Origin of the sequence: Abyssisolibacter fermentans, from assembly GCF_001559865.1 — a bacterium.
Taxonomy (GTDB): Bacteria; Bacillota; Clostridia; order Tissierellales; family MCWD3; genus Abyssisolibacter; species Abyssisolibacter fermentans.
On record NZ_LOHE01000094.1, the window covers coordinates 1 to 1952 of the forward strand.

Here is a 1952-nt window from a genome sequence, read left to right on the forward strand (position 1 = left end):
GCAGTGGTAGAGGAGCATTCTGCACGGGTTGAAGTCGTACCGTAAGGAGCGGTGGACTGTGCAGAAGAGAGAATGCTGGCATGAGTAGCGAAAGGTAGGTGAGAATCCTACCCATCGGAAGCCTAAGGTTTCCTGAGGAAGGCTCGTCCACTCAGGGTAAGTCGGGACCTAAGCCGAGGCTGAAAAGCGTAGGCGATGGATAACAGGTTGAAATTCCTGTACTACCAATATATGATTGAGAGATGGAGTGACACAGAAGGATAGGCTAAGCACACCGTTGGTTGAGTGTGTCTAAGTAAGTAGGAAGTTTTTATAGGCAAATCCGTAAAAACAATTCCGAGATACGAATGGGAGCGAAAAATAAGTAGCGAAGTAGCTGATTCCACGCTGTCAAGAAAAGCTTCTATCGAGTATATTGGTACCCGTACCGCAAACCGACACAGGTAGGCAGGATGAAAATTCTAAGATGAGCGGGATAACCCTTGTTAAGGAACTCGGCAAAATGACCCCGTAACTTCGGGAGAAGGGGTGCCGGAGGAGGTTTAGTCACTAGCTGACAAAAGCCTCAACCGGCCGCAGAGAATAGGCCCAAGCGACTGTTTAGCAAAAACACAGGTCTCTGCTAAATCGAAAGATGAAGTATAGGGGCTGACACCTGCCCGGTGCTGGAAGGTTAAGGGGAAGCGTTAGTCATTTATGACGAAGCGGCGAACTTAAGCCCCAGTAAACGGCGGCCGTAACTATAACGGTCCTAAGGTAGCGAAATTCCTTGTCGGGTAAGTTCCGACCCGCACGAAAGGTGTAACGATTTGGGCACTGTCTCAACAAGGGACCCGGTGAAATTGTAGTACTCGTGAAGATGCGAGTTACCCGCGGCAGGACGGAAAGACCCCGTGGAGCTTTACTGCAAGCTGATATTGGATTTTGGTATTATATGTACAGGATAGGTGGGAGACAAGAAAACCAGGGCGCCAGCTTTGGTGGAGTCAACCTTGGGATACCACCCTTGTAATACTGAAGTTCTAACCATAGACCGTGAATCCGGTCTTGGGACATTGTCAGTTGGGCAGTTTGACTGGGGCGGTCGCCTCCAAAAGAGTAACGGAGGCGCTCAAAGGTTCTCTCAGCACGGACGGAAATCGTGCGTAGAGTGTAAAGGCACAAGAGAGCTTGACTGCGAGAGATACATCTCGAGCAGGAACGAAAGTTGGACTTAGTGATCCGGTGGTTCCGAGTGGAAGGGCCATCGCTCAACGGATAAAAGCTACCCCGGGGATAACAGGCTTATCTCCCCCAAGAGTCCACATCGACGGGGAGGTTTGGCACCTCGATGTCGGCTCGTCTCATCCTGGGGCTGGAGTAGGTCCCAAGGGTTGGGCTGTTCGCCCATTAAAGAGGCACGCGAGCTGGGTTCAGAACGTCGTGAGACAGTTCGGTCCCTATCCGCCGTGGGCGCAGGAAATTTGAAAGGAGTTGTCCCTAGTACGAGAGGACCGGGATGAACAGACCTCTGGTGCATCAGTTGTTCTGCCAAGAGCATAGCTGAGTAGCTAAGTCTGGAAGTGATAAGCGCTGAAGGCATCTAAGCGCGAAGCACCCCTTAAGATTAGATTTCCCTTCCTTTATGGAGTAAGACCCCAGATAGACCATCTGGTTGATAGGCCTAAGGTGTAAGGACAGCAATGTCTTTAGCTTACAGGTACTAATAGGTCGAGGACTTGACCAAAATGATTTCTGTGTAGTTTTGAAGGTACATAAAAAATTAGTTATTTGATAAATTTACTCTTTACAAATGACTAAAAACATGTTAGAATGTATCTTGTTCCAAAAAAATCTGGTGACTATAGCAAGAGGGTCACACCCGTTCCCATTTCGAACACGGAAGTTAAGCCTCTTAACGCTGATGGTACTTGGTGGGTGACTGCCTGGGAGAGTAGGACCGGTCTCTTATA

The 1952-nt window shown here is 49.1% G+C and carries 2 rRNA genes; both read left to right on the plus strand.

Annotated features, from left to right (window positions below):
* Nucleotides 1-1726, plus strand: a 23S ribosomal RNA gene (locus tag AYC61_RS18550); the annotation flags it as partial.
* 107 nt (nt 1727-1833) lie between these two features.
* Nucleotides 1834-1945 (plus strand): 5S ribosomal RNA (gene rrf / locus AYC61_RS18555).
* Nucleotides 1946-1952 lie beyond the last annotated feature (7 nt).